At 54.9% G+C, this 15,638-nt stretch carries 13 protein-coding genes; 2 read left to right on the top strand and 11 right to left on the bottom strand.

Features of this window, described 5'->3' with window-relative positions:
- Nucleotides 1–3 precede the first annotated feature (3 nt).
- Nucleotides 4–882, top strand: coding sequence for a U32 family peptidase (locus AC4OVU_RS19175; protein WP_015571970.1), 879 nt, complete (start codon nt 4–6; stop codon nt 880–882).
- 78 nt (nt 883–960) lie between these two features.
- Nucleotides 961–1,968: a luciferase-like monooxygenase gene (locus AC4OVU_RS19180; RefSeq protein WP_110292554.1), complete on the top strand. Its 1,008-nt coding sequence runs from the start codon at nt 961–963 to the stop codon at nt 1,966–1,968.
- Nucleotides 1,969–2,057: 89 nt separating this feature from the next.
- Here the strand turns inward: AC4OVU_RS19180 and mtr are convergent, their stop codons facing one another.
- The 11 genes from mtr to rimP form a co-directional block, all read right to left on the bottom strand.
- Complete coding sequence (mtr, locus tag AC4OVU_RS19185; protein WP_015571971.1) at nt 2,058–3,302, bottom strand: tryptophan permease; 1,245 nt, start codon at nt 3,300–3,302, stop codon at nt 2,058–2,060.
- Between the two features lie 142 nt (nt 3,303–3,444).
- A complete protein-coding gene (locus tag AC4OVU_RS19190; protein ID WP_003861780.1) occupies nt 3,445–5,340 on the bottom strand; it encodes a DEAD/DEAH family ATP-dependent RNA helicase in 1,896 nt (631 codons plus the stop codon).
- On the bottom strand, nt 5,333–5,413 hold the full coding sequence (gene yrbN, locus AC4OVU_RS19195) for a protein YrbN (protein ID WP_097397692.1): 81 nt from the start codon (nt 5,411–5,413) through the stop codon (nt 5,333–5,335). Before yrbN ends, AC4OVU_RS19190 begins: the two co-directional genes overlap by 8 nt.
- 107 nt (nt 5,414–5,520) lie before the next feature.
- Nucleotides 5,521–6,405, bottom strand: a complete 885-nt coding sequence (nlpI, locus tag AC4OVU_RS19200; protein WP_491928766.1) for a lipoprotein NlpI — start codon at nt 6,403–6,405, stop codon at nt 5,521–5,523.
- Nucleotides 6,406–6,515: 110 nt separating this feature from the next.
- Entirely contained in the window at nt 6,516–8,654 is a 2,139-nt protein-coding gene (gene pnp / locus AC4OVU_RS19205) for a polyribonucleotide nucleotidyltransferase (RefSeq protein ID WP_017693919.1), read from the bottom strand.
- A gap of 242 nt (nt 8,655–8,896) precedes the next feature.
- Nucleotides 8,897–9,166, bottom strand: coding sequence for a 30S ribosomal protein S15 (gene rpsO, locus AC4OVU_RS19210; protein WP_003861789.1), 270 nt, complete (start codon nt 9,164–9,166; stop codon nt 8,897–8,899).
- A gap of 154 nt (nt 9,167–9,320) precedes the next feature.
- Nucleotides 9,321–10,271 (bottom strand): tRNA pseudouridine(55) synthase TruB, encoded by a 951-nt coding sequence (truB, locus tag AC4OVU_RS19215; protein ID WP_017693918.1) that lies wholly within the window; start codon nt 10,269–10,271, stop codon nt 9,321–9,323.
- Nucleotides 10,271–10,675: a 30S ribosome-binding factor RbfA gene (gene rbfA / locus AC4OVU_RS19220; protein ID WP_003861793.1), complete on the bottom strand. Its 405-nt coding sequence runs from the start codon at nt 10,673–10,675 to the stop codon at nt 10,271–10,273. Before rbfA ends, truB begins: the two co-directional genes overlap by 1 nt.
- 106 nt (nt 10,676–10,781) lie before the next feature.
- A complete protein-coding gene (infB, locus tag AC4OVU_RS19225) occupies nt 10,782–13,469 on the bottom strand; it encodes a translation initiation factor IF-2 (RefSeq protein WP_006812117.1) in 2,688 nt (895 codons plus the stop codon).
- 24 nt (nt 13,470–13,493) lie between these two features.
- The gene (nusA, locus tag AC4OVU_RS19230) at nt 13,494–14,996 is read right to left on the bottom strand and encodes a transcription termination factor NusA (protein ID WP_003861798.1); all 1,503 of its coding nucleotides are present in this window, start codon (nt 14,994–14,996) and stop codon (nt 13,494–13,496) included.
- Nucleotides 14,997–15,024: 28 nt separating this feature from the next.
- Nucleotides 15,025–15,477, bottom strand: coding sequence for a ribosome maturation factor RimP (gene rimP / locus AC4OVU_RS19235; protein WP_014833432.1), 453 nt, complete (start codon nt 15,475–15,477; stop codon nt 15,025–15,027).
- Between the last annotated feature and the right edge of the window lie 161 nt (nt 15,478–15,638).

A 15,638-nucleotide genomic window follows, 5' to 3' on the forward strand; every position in this document is an offset into this window, starting at 1 on the left:
ATCATGAAATATTCATTAGGGCCGGTGCTTTACTACTGGCCAAAAGAGACGCTGGAAGATTTTTACCAGCAGGCGGCTAACAGCAGCGCCGATGTGATTTACCTCGGCGAAGCGGTGTGCAGCAAGCGCCGCGCCACCAAAGTGGGCGACTGGCTGGATATGGCGAAAAACCTGGCCGGCAGCGGCAAGCAGGTGGTGCTCTCGACGCTGGCGCTGGTGCAGGCGTCCTCTGAACTGGGCGAGCTGAAGCGCTACGTCGAAAACGGTGAGTTCCTGCTGGAGGCGAGCGACCTGGGCGTGGTAAACCTGTGTGCCGAGCGTAAGCTGCCGTTTGTCGCCGGACATGCGCTGAACTGCTATAACGCGGTGACCCTGCGCCTGTTGCTCAAACAGGGGATGACACGCTGGTGCATGCCAGTAGAGCTCTCCCGCGACTGGCTGGCCAACCTGCTGAATCAGTGCGAAGAGCTGGGCATTCGCAACAAGTTTGAAGTGGAAGTCCTGAGCTATGGGCATCTGCCGCTGGCCTACTCTGCCCGCTGCTTCACCGCACGTTCCGAAGATCGCCCGAAAGACGAGTGCGAAACCTGCTGCATTAAGTACCCGAACGGCCGCAGTATGCTGTCGCAGGAGAACCAGCAGGTGTTTGTCCTCAACGGCATTCAGACCATGAGCGGTTACGTCTATAACCTCGGCAACGAACTGGCGTCAATGCACGGGCTGGTGGATATGGTGCGTCTTTCGCCGCTTGATACCGGTGTTTTCGCGATGCTGGACGCCTTCCGCGCCAACGAAAACGGCGCCTCGCCGCTACCGTTGACCGCAAACAGCGACTGCAACGGTTACTGGCGACGTCTCGCCGGGCTGGAATTGCAGGCGTAAAAAAGGCTCACTTTGTTAACAACGGTTATCATTTTTTAATGCAGTATTAAAGATTGACCGTCGACAAAGTGAGCTGTTATGACTGACAAAACCATTCCGTTTTCGGTGCTGGATCTGGCGCCGATCCCACAAGGCTCCTCGGCCAGAGAAGCCTTCACGCACTCTCTCGATCTTGCTCAGCTTACCGAAAAGCGCGGCTATCACCGCTACTGGCTGGCGGAGCACCACAATATGGTGGGCATCGCCAGCGCCGCCACCTCGGTGCTGATTGGCTATCTGGCGGCGAATACCACCACTCTGCACCTGGGCTCCGGCGGTGTGATGCTGCCGAACCACGCCCCGCTGGTGATTGCCGAGCAGTTCGGGACGCTGAATACCCTTTATCCGGGCCGTATTGATCTAGGGCTTGGCCGCGCGCCGGGCAGCGACCAGCCGACCATGCGCGCCCTGCGTCGCCATATGAGCGGCGATATCGATAACTTCCCGCGCGATGTGGCCGAGCTGGTGGACTGGTTTGACGCGCGGGATCCGAACCCGCACGTGCGTCCTGTGCCGGGGTACGGGGAAAAGATCCCGGTATGGCTGTTAGGCTCAAGCCTGTACAGCGCACAGCTCGCCGCTCAACTGGGGCTGCCGTTCGCGTTCGCTTCCCACTTCGCACCGGATATGCTGCATCAGGCACTGCATCTTTATCGTACGCACTTCAAACCGTCTGAACGTCTGGAGAAGCCGTATGCGATGGTGTGTATCAATATCATTGCCGCCGACAGCAACCGCGACGCGGAATTCCTGTTTACCTCTATGCAGCAGGCGTTTGTGAAGCTGCGTCGCGGCGAGACGGGCCAGTTGCCGCCGCCGGTAGAGAATATGCATCAGCTGTGGTCGGCCTCCGAGCAGTATGGCGTGCAGCAGGCTCTGAGTATGTCGCTGGTGGGTGATAAGGCGAAAGTGCGTCACGGGCTGGAGGCGGTGCTGCGTGAAACCCAGGCGGATGAGATTATGGTTAACGGCCAGATTTTCGATCACCAGGCGCGTCTGCATTCGTTTGATTTAGCGATGCAGGTGAAAGAGGAGTTGGTGGGGTAGTTTTTTGCTTTGCCCGGTGGCGCTTCGCTTACCGGGCCTACGGGATCGCGTAGGCCGGATAAGGCGTAGCCGCCATCCGGCACAAAAACTTACTGATATACCGGCAACAGATTAAAACTCGACAGCACGTGCACCACCGCATTGCCGATACCAAATACCAGAATCAGCGCAATCATCGGTTTTCCGCCCCAGACGCGGAATTTCGGGCTGCCGAAGCGCTTACGTGATTTGCGCGCCAGCAGCGCCGGTACAATCGCCGCCCAGATGGTGGCCGCCAGTCCCGCATAGCCGATGGCGTACAGGAAACCGTTCGGCCACAGCAGGCCGCCCACAATCGGCGGCAGGAAGGTCAACAGCGCGGTTTTGAAGCGCCCCATAGCAGAGTCATCAAAACCAAACAGATCCGCCAGGTAGTCAAACAGGCCCAGCGTCACGCCGAGGAATGAGCTCGCTACCGCAAAGTTAGAGAAGACCACCAGAAGCAGATCCAGGCTGCGGCTGTTCAGCACACCGCTCAGCGCCTGTACCAGCACATCAATGTTACCGCCCTTCTGCGCAATGCCGATAAATTCCGGACGCGGGATGTTACCCATCGTCCCCAGCAGCCAGATCACATACAGCCCCAGCGCCAGCAGCGTGCCGTAAACCAGGCATTTCACGATGGTTCGCGGATCCTTGCCGTAGTATTTCATCAGGCTCGGTACGTTGCCGTGGTAGCCGAACGACGCCAGACAGAATGGCAGCGTCATCAGCAGGTACGGCGTGTAGGAGGTGTTCACTTCCGCAACGTTAAACAGCGTGGCCGGCGTGACGTGCCCCAGCAGGCTGCCGAAGGTCAGAAAGAAGGTGATGACCTTTGCGCCCAGCACGATCGCCGTCATGCGGCTGACCGCTTTGGTGCTCATCCAGACGATAAACGCCACGACCAGCGCGAAGCAGAGACCCGCCAGACGCGCCGGAACGTTCAGCGACATCTCTGAGAAGGTGTGATGCAGAATCGACCCGCTCGCTGAAATGTACGCGTAGGTCAGGATATAGAGTACAAACGCGATGGACAGCCCGTTCACCAGGTTCCAGCCTTTGCCCAACAGATCTCGGGTGATGGTGTCGAAGCTGGAGCCAATGCGGTAGTTCAGGTTTGCTTCAAGGATCATCAGCCCGGAATGGAGCATGCAGAACCAGGTGAAAACCAGCGCCGCCAGCGACCAGAAGAACCACGCACCGGACATGACCACAGGCAGGGAAAACATCCCGGCACCAATGATGGTTCCGCCGATGATCACCACGCCGCCAAGCAGCGAAGGTGACGTTTGGGTGGTGGTTAGTGTTGCCATGCGGCCTTATCTCCAGTGAAAAATGTGGTTCTGCATTTTAGTGTGTTGCACTGTACCAGTACAAGAGTACAAAAGGAATAAAAAAAGCCCCGATAGCAACTATCGGGGCTGTATACTTTACTTTACGTCAGAAGCGAAAGGCTTACGCGTCACCGAAACGACGACGGCTGGCGCCTTCTTCACGGCGTGGACCACGGTTTTCGCGGCGCTCACCGGAGAAACGACGGCCTTCACCACCGCGACCTTCGCTGCGACCGCCTTCACGACGCTCGCCACCGAAACCGCGACCACCGCCACGACGTTCGCCGCCACGGTCAGGACGTGGCTGTGCATCGCCCAGCAGCTGCATGTTCATCGGCTTGTTCAGGATGCGGGTGCGAGTAAAGTGTTGCAGTACTTCGCCCGGCATGCCTTTTGGCAGCTCGATGGTGGAGTGGGAACCGAACAGCTTGATGTTACCGATGTAACGGCTGCTGATGTCGCCTTCGTTAGCGATCGCGCCAACGATGTGACGAACTTCAACACCATCATCACGGCCCACTTCAATGCGATACAGTTCCATTTCGCCAGCGTCACGACGCTCGCGACGTGGACGGTCTTCACCACCACGCTCTGGACGGTCACCACGTGGACCACGGTCGTTACGGTCGCCACGACGTTCGAAACGATCGTCACGGTCACGGAACTCACGCTTAGGACGCATCGGCGCATCAGGTGGCACGATCAGGCTACGTTCGCCCTGCGCCATTTTCAGCAGTGCTGCGGCCAGGGTTTCCATGTCCAGCTCTTCGCCTTCAGCGACAGGCTGGATCTGGGACAGCAGCGCACGGTACTGATCCAGATCGCTGCTTTCCAGCTGCTGCTGTACTTTCGCGGCGAATTTTTCCAGACGGCGTTTGCCCAGCAGTTCTGCGTTTGGCAGCTCGGCTTCTGGAATGGTCAGCTTCATGGTGCGTTCAATGTTACGCAGCAGACGACGCTCGCGGTTCTCAACGAACAGCAGCGCACGGCCTGCACGACCCGCACGACCGGTACGGCCGATACGGTGAACGTAAGACTCGGAGTCCATTGGGATATCGTAGTTTACAACCAGGCTGATACGCTCAACGTCCAGGCCACGTGCTGCCACGTCGGTTGCAATCAGGATATCCAGACGACCGTCTTTCAGACGCTCCAGAGTCTGCTCACGCAGGGCCTGGTTCATGTCGCCGTTCAGCGCTGCGCTGTTGTAGCCGCTACGCTCCAGGGCTTCAGCCACTTCCAGGGTCGCGTTTTTGGTACGAACGAAGATGATCGCCGCATCAAAATCTTCTGCTTCCAGGAAACGTACCAGCGCTTCGTTTTTGCGCATGCCGTACACAGACCAGTAGCTCTGGCTGATGTCCGGGCGAGTGGTCACGCTGGACTGAATACGCACTTCCTGCGGCTCTTTCATGAAGCGGCGGGTAATGCGACGGATCGCTTCTGGCATGGTTGCAGAGAACAGAGCGGTCTGATGACCTTCCGGGATCTGCGCCATGATGGTTTCTACGTCTTCGATGAAGCCCATACGCAGCATTTCATCGGCTTCGTCCAGTACCAGACCGCTCAGTTTAGAGAGGTCCAGGGTACCGCGCTTCAGGTGATCCAGCAGACGGCCCGGCGTACCGACAACAATCTGTGGACCCTGGCGCAGGGCGCGTAACTGCACGTCATAACGCTGGCCGCCGTACAGGGCTACCACGTTTACGCCGCGCATATGTTTAGAGAATTCCGTCATAGCTTCAGCAACCTGAACAGCCAGTTCACGGGTTGGAGCCAGGACGAGGATCTGCGGCGCGCGCAGGTCCGGATCAATGTTGTTCAGCAGCGGCAGCGAGAATGCTGCGGTTTTACCGCTACCAGTCTGGGCCATGCCCAGCACGTCACGACCAGAAAGCAGGTGTGGGATACACTCAGCCTGGATCGGAGATGGTTTTTCGTAACCCAGATCGTTAAGGGCTTCAAGGATAGGAGCCTTCAGGCCCAGATCTGCAAAAGTGGTTTCGAATTCAGCCATGTAGTACAAGTGCCTCGATATTAATGGCGGCCAGTCTACTTAGCTCATCGTGAAAATGATTAGCAATTTTCATTGAAAAGTGTGAACCGGCTCAAATTAGGTGTATTGACGAACAACAACGCCCTCACCAGTGAAGGTGATGGCAATCAAAAGATTACGGGCTGATGTTTATGTCGTCAGCTATTGCTGGTCCGATTCTGCCAGGTCGTCTTGCTCCTGGCCCAAGAGCGATAATTCCAACAATGCATAACGGTGCTCAACGAAGTTATGTACGTTGTTAGCAACCGCTAATTTGAACAGTGCCGTAGCGCTGTCCATATCCCCCAGACTTAGGTAGTACTTACCTAAATAGAAGTTGGTTTCACTGAGATGCTCAGCGAGCGAGGTGTTATCCGTTGCGTCCGCCTTGAGGCGTTCCATCAGCGTTGCTTCGCTAATGTTGCCCAGGTAGAACTCGACAATGTTCCATCCCCACTGTTCCTTGTCCGATTTCTCGAAGCGCTGTTTCAGTGCTTCTTTGGCCTGCTTCTCATCGAGCTTCTGCTCAACGATGTAAAGCCACAGGCTGCGGAAAGGATCATTAGGATCGTCTTGATAAAACGCCAGCAGATCATCTTGCGCTAACTTATCACGACCGCCGTAATACAATGCGATACCGCGATTCAAGTGCGCGTAGTTGTAAGTTGGATCAAGCTCAAGTACAGAATCAAACGCTTCATAGGCAGCATCAAAATTGCCTGCCTGCGTTAAATAAATGCCTAAGTAATTGAATACTTCAGGCATATCAGGTCGAATCGCCAGCGCTTGTGAAAAATCATTTCGCGCCAGTGCCCTCAGACCGAGACCATCATACAACACTCCGCGCTCATATAAAAGCTGTGCGCGTTCGTCATCGGTTAAAGCCCGACTGGCAAGTATTTGTTCCATGCGTGCCAGAATGACTTCCTGCTGCAAAGTCGGTTGCAATGGCACTGCGAGGACTTCGCTCTTACGCCAGGCAGAGTTGCTGCATCCTGCCAGCGTTAAAGCTGTCGCAACGAAACACCAGCGCAAAAAAGGCTTCATTTCCCACTCCCGAAGACAACTATTGGATGAACGTCCTGTCCCCCGGCGGCTTAACAAGGCGTCCTGCCTGATAATAAGCCCTCCGCCTGCGCGGAGGGCAAATGGCAACCTTACTCGCCTTGCTGTTCAGCAGCCGGGGCTTCCGGTGCCGCAGCAGGCTGAGACTGCTCGGTTGCTTCTTTAATGCTCAGACGGATACGGCCCTGGCGGTCAACTTCCAGAACTTTCACCGGTACTTCCTGACCCATTTGCAGGTAATCGGTCACTTTCTCAACGCGCTTGTCAGCGATCTGAGAGATGTGTACCAGACCTTCTTTACCGCCACCGATGGCAACGAATGCGCCAAAGTCAACGATACGGGTCACTTTACCATTGTAGATACGGCCCACTTCGATTTCTGCCGTGATCTCTTCGATACGACGGATAGCGTATTTCGCTTTCTCGCCGTCGGTTGCTGCGATTTTCACAGTACCGTCATCTTCGATTTCGATGGTGGTGCCCGTTTCTTCGGTCAGTGCACGGATAACAGAACCGCCCTTACCGATAACATCTTTGATCTTGTCTGGATTGATCTTGATGGTGTGGATACGTGGGGCGAACTGAGAAATATCACCACGCGGCGCATTAATCGCCTGTTCCATCACGCCCAGGATGTGCAGACGCGCACCTTTAGCCTGGTTCAGAGCAACCTGCATGATCTCTTTGGTGATACCTTCAATTTTGATATCCATCTGCAAGGCAGAGATACCGTCACGGGAACCCGCTACTTTGAAGTCCATATCGCCCAGGTGGTCTTCGTCACCCAGAATGTCAGACAGAACAACGTAGTTGTCGCCCTCTTTCACCAGACCCATTGCGATACCCGCAACGGCGGCTTTAATTGGCACGCCTGCATCCATCAGCGCCAGAGAGGCACCACACACGGAAGCCATAGAAGAGGAACCGTTGGATTCGGTGATTTCAGACACCACACGTACGGTGTACGGGAATTTGTCTGCTTCTGGCATCACTGCCAGCACGCCGCGCTTCGCCAGACGACCGTGACCAATTTCACGACGCTTCGGTGAGCCAACCATACCGGTTTCGCCCACAGAGTACGGAGGGAAGTTGTAGTGGAACAGGAAGCTGTCAGTACGCTCGCCCATCAGTTCGTCGATGATCTGTGCGTCACGTGCGGTACCCAGGGTCGCGGTTACCAGCGCCTGCGTTTCACCACGGGTGAACAGCGCAGAACCGTGAGTACGTGGCAGTACGCCAGTACGCACGTCCAGACCACGGATCATGTCTTTTTCACGGCCATCGATACGCGGCTCGCCTGCCAGGACGCGGCTACGAACAACGTTTTTCTCGATGGCGTGCAGGATTTCGCCAATCTCGTTAGCGTCCAGCGTTTCGTCTTCGGCAACCAGGGTCGCGGTCACTTCAGATTTGATCACATCAACCTGAGCATAGCGCTCCTGTTTGTCGGTGATGCGGTATGCGTCGCTCAGACGAGATTCTGCCAGTGCAGCAACGCGTGCGTTCAGCGCCTCGTTCACCGCTTCTGGCTGCCAGTCCCAACGTGGTTTACCGGCTTCTTTCACCAGGTCGTTGATGTTCTGGATAACGATCTGCTGCTGCTCGTGGCCAAATACCACAGCGCCCAGCATCTGATCTTCGCTCAGCAGTTCAGCTTCGGATTCAACCATCAGAACCGCGGCTTCAGTACCGGCAACAACCAGGTCCAGCTTACTCTCTTTCAGCTCTTCCTGAGTTGGGTTCAGTACGTACTGGTCGTTGATGTAGCCAACGCGCGCGGAACCGATTGGGCCATTGAATGGAATACCAGACAGTGACAGGGCCGCAGATGCGCCGATCATAGCAACGATGTCCGGGTTAACCTGTGGGTTAACGGAAACAACGGTCGCAATAACCTGAACTTCGTTTACGAAGCCTTCCGGGAACAGCGGACGAACCGGGCGGTCAATCAGACGCGCGATCAGGGTTTCGCCTTCGCTTGGACGGCCTTCACGACGGAAGAAGCCACCCGGGATTTTACCGGCAGCGTAGGTACGCTCCTGGTAGTTAACGGTCAGTGGGAAGAAGTCCTGACCTGGTTTAGCTTTTTTCTGGCCAACTACGGTAACGAATACAGCGGTGTCATCCATGCTTACCATAACGGCAGCAGTAGCCTGACGCGCCATCATGCCGGTTTCCAGCGTGACGGTATGCTGACCATACTGGAATTTACGAACGATCGGATTCAGCAAAATTCTGTCCTTTCTTAAATGTTTGAAAGCACACCTCAGGTGTGCTGACGATTTAACCCGACCTTCTTCGCATCCTCGCGACTAATGACAACCGACACCCCCATGGGTGAAGCCTCTCATTAGCCGCGCGAACCTCTGCAATGAAGATCATTTATAGCAACAATACAATAGTTTCCATTGAATTGCTGCCGTCTGGTTGAAAAAAGGGGCCATCAGGCCCCCTTTTCTGAAACTCGCAAGAATTAGCGACGCAGGCCCAGACGCTCGATCAGCGCGGTGTAGCGTGCAACATCTTTACGCTTCAGGTAGTCGAGCAGTTTACGACGCTGAGAAACCATACGCAGCAGACCACGACGGCTGTGGTGATCTTTTTTGTGCTCTGCAAAGTGACCTTGCAGGTGGTTAATCTGTGCAGTCAGCAGTGCAACCTGAACTTCGGTAGAACCGCTGTCGTTAGTACCACGACCAAACTCAGAAACGATTTTAGCTTTAGCTTCAACGCTTAGAGACATTTTCAAACTCCAAAGTATAAAGAATGTAAGGATGCCGATCTCTAATTCAGCTATCCCATGTACGCCCCGCAGATTGTTAAACAATTTACCAGGCGTTAAGCGGCGATATTCTACTCGTCTCCCCTGCTTATCGCAAGGTGAGGCGTTATCACCGTCACGCTTCGACCGGATATTCGACGACCAGACGACGCGGCGCCACACGCCCTTCGCCGTCCATTTCGCCCATACCGATGAATTTCCCTTCGTCACCTTCCGTCACGCGTACCAGGCCCTCAAGCGGCGCCCCCGATGTGCGAACCGGGTTTCCGTTCTTAAAGTAAACGGACGATGTTAAAGGAAGATTAACAACCGGGAAGTCCACTGCCGGACTGTCCATTGGCATCAGCAGCGGGTCCAGCAGATCGGCTGGCGCAACGCCCTGCGCTTGCGCCTGTTCAACCAGGGCGTGCAGATGCTCAAGCGTCACCATGCGTTCGACCGGATATTTGCTGACCGCCAGACGACGCAGATAAATCACATGCGCGCCGCAGCCCAGCTTTTCACCGAGGTCATCAATGATGGTGCGGATATAGGTCCCTTTCGAACAGTGTACTTCCAGCTCGAGTTCATCACCTTCGTGGCGAATGAACAGCAACTCATACACGGTAATCGGACGAGCTTCACGCGGAACCTCAATGCCCTGACGCGCATATTCGTAGAGCTTTTTGCCCTGATATTTCAGCGCCGAATACATCGACGGCACCTGTAGCGTATCACCACGGAAGCTGTCCAGCGCCGCATCAAGTTGCTCCGCGCTGAAGGTCACCGGGCGCTCTTCCACCACCAGGCCATCTGCATCGGAGGTATCCGTGCGCTGGCCCAGTTTGGCAATCACGCGGTAGCGCTTATCCGAATCCAGCAGGTACTGGGAAAACTTTGTCGCTTCCCCCAGGCAGATCGGCAGCATGCCGGTTGCCAGCGGATCCAGCGCGCCAGTGTGCCCTGCACGGTTGGCGTTATAAATACGCTTCACTTTTTGCAGCACGTCGTTGCTGGATGCGCCCTGTGGTTTATCCAGCAACAGCACGCCATGCACGTCACGACCGCGACGACGAGGACGACTCATCAGTCCTCCTTGCTGTCGTCCGCCGGGTTAACACGACGCTCATCGTCATGTTTCACCACGCTGGTCACCAGGTTGGACATACGCATACCTTCAACCAGCGAGTTGTCGTAGAAGAAGGTCAGCTCTGGCACGATACGCAGGCGCATTGCTTTGCCAAGCAGAGAGCGGATGAAACCAGAGGCTTCCTGCAACGCTTTAATGCCGTTCTTCACGGCGTCTTCATCCTGGTCATTCAGGAAAGTAACAAACACTTTGGCGTACGCCAGGTCGCGGGACATTTCCACGCCAGACACGGTGGTCATCATACCCACGCGTGGATCTTTGATTTCACGTTGCAGAATGAGAGCGATCTCTTTCTGCATCTCCTGCGCGACGCGCTGTGGGCGACCAAATTCTTTCGCCATAATAAATTCTCCAGACAAAAAAGGGGCTTAAGCCCCTTTTTAAAATTACTGCCGGGTGGCGCTTCGCTTACCCGGCCTACGCTAATTAATCTTCAGTTGACGAAGATTACGCGATGGTACGCTGAATTTCGATGATCTCGAACACTTCGATCATATCGCCAACGCGAACGTCGTTGTAGTTCTTCACGCCGATACCACATTCCATGCCGTTACGGACTTCGTTAACGTCATCTTTGAAGCGGCGCAGGGATTCCAGCTCACCTTCGTAGATAACCACGTTGTCACGCAGTACGCGGATTGGGTTGTGACGCTTGATGGTCCCTTCGGTAACCATACAGCCCGCGATCGCACCGAATTTCGGTGATTTGAACACGTCACGTACTTCAGCCAGACCGATGATCTGCTGTTTCAGCTCAGGAGACAGCATGCCGCTCATCGCTGCTTTCACTTCGTCAATCAGGTTATAGATGACGGAGTAGTAACGCAGATCCAGGCTTTCAGCATCAATCACTTTACGCGCAGATGCGTCAGCACGAACGTTGAAGCCAACCAGGATCGCGTTGGACGCTGCTGCCAGGGTTGCGTCGGTTTCGGTGATACCACCTACGCCAGAACCGATGATCTTCACTTTCACTTCGTCGGTAGACAGTTTCAGCAAGGAGTCGGAGATCGCTTCCACAGAACCCTGAACGTCCGCTTTCAGAACGATGTTCACTTCGTGAACTTCGCCTTCGGTCATGTTGGCGAACATGTTCTCGAGTTTGGATTTCTGCTGACGAGCCAGCTTCACTTCACGGAATTTACCCTGACGATACAGAGCGACTTCACGCGCTTTCTTCTCGTCACGTACCACGGTGACTTCGTCACCGGCAGCCGGAACACCGGACAGGCCGAGAATTTCCACTGGAATGGACGGACCCGCTTCCAGCACTTCCTGACCCAGTTCGTTACGCATCGCACGAACGCGACCGTATTCGAAACCACACAGAACGATGTCGCCCTTGTGCAGAGTACCTTCGCGAACCAGAACGGTTGCAACCGGACCACGTCCTTTATCCAGGAAGGATTCGATTACCGCGCCGCTCGCCATACCTTTACGAACCGCTTTCAGCTCCAGAACTTCAGCCTGAAGCAGGATAGCGTTCAGCAGGTCGTCGATACCGGTACCTGCTTTTGCAGATACAGGGATGAACTGCGCTTCACCGCCCCACTCTTCCGGCATAACGCCGTACTGGGACAGTTCGTTCTTCACGCGATCCATATCGGCTTCTGGCTTATCGATTTTGTTAACTGCGACAACCAGAGGCACCTGCGCCGCTTTCGCGTGCTGGATAGCTTCAATGGTCTGTGGCATCACGCCATCGTCGGCAGCAACAACCAGAACAACGATATCCGTTGCCTGAGCACCACGAGCACGCATTGAGGTAAACGCTGCGTGGCCTGGGGTATCCAGGAAGGTGATCATGCCGTTTTCGGTTTCTACGTGGTAAGCACCGATGTGCTGGGTAATACCACCCGCTTCGCCGGAGGCAACCTTAGTAGAACGAATGTAGTCAAGCAGAGAGGTTTTACCGTGGTCAACGTGACCCATGATGGTCACGACCGGTGCGCGCGGTTCAGCCGCTGCGCCCGTATCACGGTCGCTCATGACTGCTTCTTCCAGCTCGTTTTCACGACGCAGGATAACTTTGTGGCCCATCTCTTCGGCAACCAGCTGTGCGGTTTCCTGGTCGATGACCTGGTTGATGGTGGCCATTGCGCCCAGTTTCATCATCGCTTTGATGACCTGAGAGCCTTTCACCGCCATCTTGTTAGCCAGTTCGCCAACGGTGATGGTTTCGCCGATCACAACGTCACGGTTAACGGCCTGAGCAGGCTTCTGGAAGCCCTGCTGGAGAGCGGAACCTTTACGCTTGCCGCCTTTACCGCCGCGAACCGCTGCACGCGCTTCTTCACGGTCAGCTTTTGATTCGGCGTGTTTGTTACCTTTTTTCGCAGGACGCGCAGCTTTTGCACTGCGAGTACGGCCACGACCACCTTCAACTTCGCGGTCGTTGTCGTCTTCTGCCTGACGCGCATGCTGAGACGTGGTGACGTGATAATCGCTGGTATCTTCAGTTGGTTCAGCGGTATTCACACCGTTCTTCTCGTTTTCTTCTGCCATGCGACGCGCTTCTTCGGCGACGCGGCGAGCTTCTTCTTCAAGCTTGCGGCGGGCTTCTTCTTCCGCTTTACGCTTCAGCTCGGCAGCTTCATTTTCACGGCGGGCTTTTTCAGCCTGGGCAGTTTTGGTCATTTCGTCGGTCTGTTGATTGCTCACTTTGTCTTTTTCCGCAGCGTCACGCTTCGCTTTTTCACCGGCGTCGCGTTTCGCTTTTTCTGCGGCCTCACGTTCAGCTTTTAATTCTGCTTCACGTTTGGCAGTGGCTTCTGCCTCACGCTGAGCTTGTTCTTCCGCTTCACGCTGTGCCTGCTCTTCCGCGGCAAGGCGTTCTGCCTCTTGCGGATCACGTTTTACAAAGGTGCGCGTCTTGCGGACTTCAATTTGTACCGACTTGCTTTTGCCACCGGTACCAGGGATGTTCAACGTGCTACGCGTTTTACGCTGTAGCGTTAACTTGTCAGGCGTAGAGCCGTGTTCACGGTTCAGGTGCGCTAACAAGGTTTGTTTTTCTTGCGCGGTCACCGAGTCATCAGCGGACTTCGGGATCCCTGCATCAGCAAATTGCTGTACCAGGCGGTCCACGGAGGTCTGAATCTCAGCAGCCAGCGATTTTACAGTTACATCAGTCATGCTGTTCCTTCCTGCTACAGTTTATTACGCTTCGTCGCCGAACCAGCAAATATTACGTGCGGCCATGATGAGTTCGCCGGCTTTCTCGTCGGTTAAACCTTCGATATCGGCCAGGTCATCAACGCCTTGCTCAGCGAGATCTTCCAGCGTACAAACACCACGGGCAGCCAGCTTGAACGCAATCGCACGATCAAGACCTTCCAGATTCAGCAGGTCATCAGCCGGCTTCTTATCGCCAAGGCTTTCTTCCTGAGCCAGCGCCAGGGTGGTCAGTGCGTTTTTAGCGCGTTCACGCAGGGCTTCAACGGTTGGTTCATCCAGACCGTCAATTTCCAGCAGCTCTTTCATTGGCACGTAGGCCAGTTCTTCCAGCGTAGAGAAACCTTCTTCAACCAGCACAGTGGCGAAGTCTTCGTCAATGTCCAGGTATTTGGTGAAGGTATCGATCGCCGCGTGGGCTTCAGCCTGATGCTTGGCCTGAAGGTCATCAACGGTCATCACGTTGAGTTCCCAGCCGCTCAGCTGTGACGCCAGACGTACGTTCTGACCGTTACGGCCAATCGCCTGCGCCAGGTTGCCCGCTTCTACAGCGATATCCATGGTGTGTTTGTCTTCGTCAACAACGATAGACGCCACATCAGCCGGTGCCATTGCGTTGATCACGAACTGCGCCGGGTTATCGTCCCACAGAACGATATCAATGCGCTCGCCGCCCAGTTCGGTAGAAACCGCCTGAACACGTGCGCCACGCATACCGACGCAAGCACCGACCGGGTCGATACGCTTGTCGTTGGTTTTCACCGCAATTTTCGCACGGGAACCCGGATCGCGGGCCGCCGCTTTGATTTCGATAACTTCTTCGCCGATTTCCGGCACTTCGATACGGAACAGTTCAACCAGCATTTCTGGTTTAGAACGCGTCACGAACAGCTGTGCACCACGCGCTTCAGGACGTACGGCATACAGCACACCACGAATACGGTCGCCTGGGCGGAAGTTTTCACGCGGCAGCATGTCTTCACGCAGGATCACGGCTTCAGCGTTACCCGGCAGCCCTTCGGATTTGATCTCCAGAGAGATGTTGTCGCGGTTCACTTTCTTCACCACACCAGTGATGATTTCGCCTTCCTGATCGCGGAACTGATCGACAACCAGCGCGCGCTCGGCTTCGCGCACTTTCTGCACAATAACCTGCTTCGCGGTCTGGGTGGTGATACGGTCGAAGGTAACAGATTCAATCTGATCTTCAACGTAGTCACCCACGTTCAGACTTTCGTCTTCAAAACGTGCCGCTTCCAGCGTGATCTCTTTGGTCGGTTGGGTCACTTCTTCAACGATTACCCAACGACGGAATGTATCGAAGTCACCGCTTTTACGATCGATTTCTACGCGAACATCGATCTCTTGTTCGTATTTTTTCTTGGTTGCTGTAGCCAGTGCACTTTCCAGCGCTTCGAAAATCTTCTCACGCGGCAGTGATTTCTCGTTGGAGACGGCTTCAACAACAGCCAAAATTTCTTTGTTCATCGCGGGCTTTTCACCTCAATCCAGACTGTTAAAAGTGGGGAACCAGGTTCGCCTTCTGGATATTACTCAGCGCGAACACTTCATCTTTGCCTTCGACTGTCACCGTGATCATTTCACCATCAACGGCTTTGATAATTCCCTGCCATTTACGGCGGTTCTGTACGGCCATACGCAGAACGAGAGCCACTTCTTCACCGGTAAAGCGCACGTAGTGCTCGGCCGTGAACATCGGACGATCGAGGCCAGGTGAGGAAACTTCCAGGTTGTACGCAACGGTAATCGGATCTTCAACATCAAGAACCGCACTCACCTGGTGGCTGACATCAGCACAATCATCAACATTGATGCCATCTTCACTATCAATATAGATGCGCAGTGTGGATGTACGGCCGCGAACGAATTCGATGCCGACCAGTTCGTAGCCCAGTGCTTCGACCGGCGCAGTAATCATCTCTGTTAATTTTTGCTCTAATGTGGACAAGCCCACCCCCAAGACATAAAAAAAGGGCGTAAAGCCCAGTTATTCTGTAGTCAGATAACAAAAAACCCCGATAAATCGGGGCTTTAGATAACTGAACCCTATAGCCACAACTGTGGCCTGGAGCACTCTCCGAAAGCATTTTTTCAAATCCAGCTACGAAG

Source organism: Enterobacter sp. 6722112 (assembly GCF_058661685.1).

Excerpts from the sequence above, each read along its gene's own strand:
- infB (WP_006812117.1), bottom strand. The coding sequence starts at position 13,469 with ATGACTGATGTAACTGTAAAATCGCTGGCTGCTGAGATTCAGACCTCC.
- yrbN (WP_097397692.1), bottom strand. The coding sequence starts at position 5,413 with ATGAAAATTGCTAATCATTTTCACGATGAGCTAAGTAGACTGGCCGCC.
- rpsO (WP_003861789.1), bottom strand. The coding sequence starts at position 9,166 with ATGTCTCTAAGCGTTGAAGCTAAAGCTAAAATCGTTTCTGAGTTTGGT.
- AC4OVU_RS19175 (WP_015571970.1), top strand. The coding sequence starts at position 4 with ATGAAATATTCATTAGGGCCGGTGCTTTACTACTGGCCAAAAGAGACG.
- truB (WP_017693918.1), bottom strand. The coding sequence starts at position 10,271 with ATGAGTCGTCCTCGTCGTCGCGGTCGTGACGTGCATGGCGTGCTGTTG.
- nlpI (WP_491928766.1), bottom strand. The coding sequence starts at position 6,405 with ATGAAGCCTTTTTTGCGCTGGTGTTTCGTTGCGACAGCTTTAACGCTG.
- AC4OVU_RS19190 (WP_003861780.1), bottom strand. The coding sequence starts at position 5,340 with ATGGCTGAATTCGAAACCACTTTTGCAGATCTGGGCCTGAAGGCTCCT.
- nusA (WP_003861798.1), bottom strand. The coding sequence starts at position 14,996 with ATGAACAAAGAAATTTTGGCTGTTGTTGAAGCCGTCTCCAACGAGAAA.
- AC4OVU_RS19180 (WP_110292554.1), top strand. The coding sequence starts at position 961 with ATGACTGACAAAACCATTCCGTTTTCGGTGCTGGATCTGGCGCCGATC.
- mtr (WP_015571971.1), bottom strand. The coding sequence starts at position 3,302 with ATGGCAACACTAACCACCACCCAAACGTCACCTTCGCTGCTTGGCGGC.
- rbfA (WP_003861793.1), bottom strand. The coding sequence starts at position 10,675 with ATGGCGAAAGAATTTGGTCGCCCACAGCGCGTCGCGCAGGAGATGCAG.